The following is a 3,898-nucleotide window of genomic DNA, read 5'->3' as shown; positions in this document are numbered from 1 at the left end:
GCTAATTGAATTCTATCGTTTAATAAGGAAATAAATCAAAAGTCTTGAGCAAGTTCAAATGCTCAAGACTTTTTTGCTTTAAAAAATCTAATAATTTTATTCTTCTATTTTGATAGGGCAGCTGGTTGAAGAGCAGGCATTTAAACCACCAAGTACTACTTTAACTTTGTTTTCAACTTTATTTTCTAATAAACTGGCGGCCGTCATTGATCTCATACCACTGCCGCAGAATATATAAATTTCACCACCTCTATCTATTTCTTCTGCATATTTAACTAAATTAGCCTGCAGAACTGTCAGAGGTATTTCTAAAGCACCATCGATATAACCTTCCTCTTCTTTTTCTTCTTCTTTTCTTATATCAAGGAGCAAATATTCAGCCTCAGCACGAGTATCAAGTAAATTACATAATTGAGCAACATTTATAATAGCTGTTGATTCTGTGCTTTTAGCAGCCATATGCCAGCTTAACATTCCTCTTGCCAAATAACCAACAAGATTTTCAAAACCCATTCGAAATAAATAACTAACTGCTTTTTCCGGATAATCACCATTATTTACAAGAAGAATTCTTTTGTTATTCTCCAAAAACCATCCTACAAAACCCGAAAGTATATCCTCCCATAAAAAGACTGAACCCGGAATATGGGAGGCTGCATAATCACTATCACTCCGGATATCAATAACAACTGTGTCCTCTTTTTTCATTTCTTTTTCAAATTCTTTGGGGCTTAGAGCAGATATAAAAGGAGCATCTTTAGCAGCAGCTGGGTTAAGATTTGCTGCTTCCATAGTTTCAAAATATTTAGGTTTTGCTTCCATCTTTCCTACTTCATTTATGAAATCATCTTTGCTTTGAAACTGCAGATATGGATTGGATCGTTTTTCAATCCCAATAGTTGTCAGCTCACGATCTGCTATCTGACTACCACAAACTGAGCCAGCCCCGTGGGCAGGACATAGTATTACTTCTTCACCCAAAGGTAATATTTTATTATATAGTGAGTCATAAAGTAAAGCTGCTATTTCAGGAATATTATCTTCTCCATAAAAATCAATTCTTCCCACATCTCCAGCAAAAAGAATATCTCCACTAAAAAGCATCCAGGGATTCTGATCATAGTCCTTTAATAGATAAGAATGAGAACCTTTAGTATGACCTGGTGTATGTAGAGCTTTAATTTTCAATCTACCAATTTGATAATCCTTACCAGCCTCAACCAACTGCCCATATTGATAGTCTAATTCACCATCTGCATGAAAAATTTCAGCATTAGATCTCTTTGCTAATGCCCTTGATCCGATAATGTAGTCTTCATTTCTATGGGTTTCAAATATATATTTAATCTTCATTCCTTCTTTTTTAGCAATTTCTAAATAAATATCAATATCTCTTCGGGGATCAATAACAGCTGCTTCAGTCTGATCCCCAATAATGTAAGAAAAATGAGCCAGACCTTCAGATTTAACTTTTTTAAATAACATTGATTTCCTCCCTCTCTAAGCAAGCTTTTAATCCATTATTAAACATACTGCATCTTTTAATTAGCTTCTTTTTCAACTGGATTTTCTGAAAAAATTGACCACTCTGTGTAACCGCCTTCATAAAAACGAATATTATCTAAATTTAATAAGAACTTAAATACTAAAAATAAGACTACCGCATTATGTGAAGTTCCACAGTAGATAATTATTTCTTCCTTATTATCTAAGCCATATTTATCAATTAAAGCTTCAATTTCAGCCTGAGGCTTTAATTTAAATGGATTAGCTGCAGCTAAAATTTCATCCAATAGAATATTAATAGCTCCTGGGATATGGCCGGCTCTTGACCAGGGACCTCCCTTAGCTAGATATGCACCCTTTGCTCTAACATCAACTAAAATCTTATTTTGATCTGCCAAAGCTTCTTTAACATGTTCCATATCAACTAATAAATCATGCCTCAGCTCAGCTTTAAAGCTGCCCCTAGAAGCAGTCGGATATCCTTTTTCAACTCTTCTGTTTTCCTGCCTCCACTTATTTAATCCCCCATCTAAAATATAAATATTTTCGACTCCGGCTCGATAAAGACTGTAGGCAGTCATAAAAGGAGCATTCTTGCTGCTCTCTTCGCTTGCTTTGCCAGTTCCACCATAAATCAATATCTTTTGGTTCCCTGTGTAACCTATGTTTTCTAAATGTGATTCAACTGCTTTTTCAGCAATGAAAGAATTAGGAATTCCATCAGCACTAAGTCTAAATAAATTTTCATTAAAATAAAAAGCACCTGGTAAATGTTCAATTATATAATCATGTGAATCTGCCTGTGAATCAATAATAATTAAATCATCATCAGTTAAATGTTCTGCTGCCCAAGCTGTACTTACAAATTTTAGATCTTCTGATTTCATATGATCAACCCCCATTATCAGTTTCTTAATTATTTTCTTGATATGCTTTTTTTGATTCTTCAATAACTTCAAAGGCCTCTTCAATTCCGGCCCAACCAATTATATCTACCTTTTTTTCTTCTAAGTTTTTATAAACGGAAAAAAAGTGTTCATATTCTTTTAAAAGATGTTCTTCCAAATCATAAAGAGTGTTTGTGTTTCTAAATCTAGGATCATGTTCAGGTACAGAAAATATCTTTTCATCTCTACCTTTTTCATCCTCCATGATAAACATCCCAATTACCTTAGCAGTAATAATACAACCAGGAAAGGTTGGAAAAGTTGTCAAAACCATTGCATCAAGCGGATCTCCATCATCAGCCAAAGTTTCTTCTAAATAACCATAATCTGCCGGATAATAAACCGGAGAATACATCACTCTATCAAGTCTAAACTTCCCCTTTTCTTTATCATATTCGTATTTGTTATTGCTTCCCTTAGGAATTTCTACAAAAACATCGATTAAATTATTACTCATTTTTATTCCCCCATTTAATTATAATTTACTTATCTTTACTATTAATTGTTAAATCTAACTTAATAATATCTTATTTTTACTAAAAAATCAAATTTTATGAGCAAAATCAAAAAAACTCCCCTTCATAACAGACAATTTAAAAACAAATCTGTTTAAAGAGGAGTAAATTTCTAATAATATATTTATTTAATTATTAAGTCTGGCAAAAAGAATATTATTTAATTCTGCTGCTGGAGTAAAGCTGCAGTAACCTATCTCATCACTTTTGCTTTTAATCTCTTCCCATTGGCTTTCTTCAATAACATCTTTAGCTGTTGGATATAGGATATTATTTTCTTTAAAAATATGATCTCTTAAAGTTACAACAACATAGTCAGCATGTTCTTTAATTTCTCTTTTAAAATCTTCAAAATCAATCTCATCTGCATTTTCTGCCATCTCATTAATTCTTTCTTTATGAGGCCAGAGATCGTCATGTTCCATTCTCATAATTCTGGTTGGACCTGTTACACCGCTCTTATCAACTTCAGGAAATAATGTTTCTTCCTCTCGAGTATGATGTTTTTCGGTATCCAATAATTTGCTGCCAATATTCTTTAATTCATCAAATAAAGGATTATCAGGATCAAAATCATCTAGTTTTTGAATTTCAGAATTAACTTTATCCAGACGTTCTAAGATTTTTAAAATTTCTTCATGTTCAGAAATCAAAGTGCTTAAAGGGTGACCAACTGGTACATCAGCCTTTAATTCCTTTAATTCTTCTGCCATTGCTTCAATATGAGCAGTACATAAATGTCTCAATTCAGTTTCTTCTAAACCATCATTAATTAATTCCTGTTCAGCTTCCGAAAGTTCTTTCGCGCTAATGCTGTTAATTAATTCTTGGGCCTCTCTTTTTACTTTCTCTGTAGCCTCACCACTATTTAGTCTTTCTAAAAGATTTTTAAGTTCTTCTTTTCTTGTCAATGCAGTCATAGTACTGCCT

General features: G+C 32.9%; 4 protein-coding genes. All 4 read right to left on the bottom strand.

Annotated elements, in window-relative coordinates; genetic code table 11:
• Nucleotides 1-96 precede the first annotated feature (96 nt).
• Nucleotides 97-1,485: a rhodanese-like domain-containing protein gene (locus tag CI949_RS17990; RefSeq protein WP_089722837.1), complete on the bottom strand. Its 1,389-nt coding sequence runs from the start codon at nt 1,483-1,485 to the stop codon at nt 97-99.
• Nucleotides 1,486-1,541: 56 nt separating this feature from the next.
• On the bottom strand, nt 1,542-2,393 hold the full coding sequence (locus CI949_RS17985; protein ID WP_290768908.1) for a sulfurtransferase: 852 nt from the start codon (nt 2,391-2,393) through the stop codon (nt 1,542-1,544).
• Nucleotides 2,394-2,418: 25 nt separating this feature from the next.
• Nucleotides 2,419-2,910, bottom strand: coding sequence for an inorganic diphosphatase (locus CI949_RS17980; protein ID WP_290768905.1), 492 nt, complete (start codon nt 2,908-2,910; stop codon nt 2,419-2,421).
• A 186-nt stretch (nt 2,911-3,096) separates the two neighbouring features.
• Nucleotides 3,097-3,898: DUF438 domain-containing protein (locus CI949_RS17975; RefSeq protein ID WP_365941918.1), on the bottom strand; the 802-nt coding region annotated here is incomplete at its 5' end.

The organism is Halanaerobium sp. (genome assembly GCF_003070835.1).
The sequence above is the reverse complement of the archived record's forward strand: the minus strand, read 5'-3'. Positions and strand labels throughout refer to the sequence as shown.